Genomic DNA, 614 nt, shown 5'->3' on the forward strand with positions numbered 1-614 from the left:
TGACTAATGGAGAAAAGACAACCTTATCTCTTACAGCTAGCAATGTTCAAGATATATTACGTGATAGTAATGAGAATAAGCTAAAAATAGATGGTGATAGTAACGATGAGCTTACTCTTGGAAGTAGTTGGACTAAAGGTGCTAGTTCTGGTGGTTATACTACTTATACTAGTGGTACAACTACAATCGAAGTTCAAGACCAAATACACGTACTTTAATATCTAGACTTTTAATCCCAAAGGAAATTCCTTTGGGATATTCTTTCTTATCATTAAATTTTTATAATTGTTTGTCTTTTTCTCGTTAAGCACTCCCCATTGTACCCCAGTACAATAGACAAGCCCTTCTAAAATTTATATAATTCATTCAAAATTTAAAATACTATAAACAATAAGGAGAATATGATGGCTAAAGAAGCCGGAGTAGTTAAAAGCGTAAACGGAGGAATAGCAAGAGCACTTAATGACTTAACAGGAGAGGTAAGACAATTAAGTGTAGGAGATATTGTATACCAAGGTGAAAAGATAGTTACAGAGGGTTCTGACTCTAAAGTAACAATAACTCAAACTGATGGTAAAGATATAACCTTAATAGGTAAAGACACTCTAACTCTA

Annotated in this window: 2 protein-coding genes; both read left to right on the top strand. The window is 33.1% G+C overall.

Features of this window, described 5'->3' with window-relative positions:
- Positions 1-218 (top strand): hypothetical protein (locus A3854_RS09640; protein WP_180378648.1); only part of this gene is annotated, 218 nt, incomplete at its 5' end.
- A 186-nt stretch (positions 219-404) separates the two neighbouring features.
- Positions 405-614: hypothetical protein (locus tag A3854_RS06845; protein WP_141081833.1), on the top strand; the 210-nt coding region annotated here is incomplete at its 3' end.

Origin of the sequence: Campylobacter concisus (genome assembly GCF_002092845.1) — a bacterium.
Taxonomy (GTDB): Bacteria; Campylobacterota; Campylobacteria; order Campylobacterales; family Campylobacteraceae; genus Campylobacter_A; species Campylobacter_A concisus_AQ.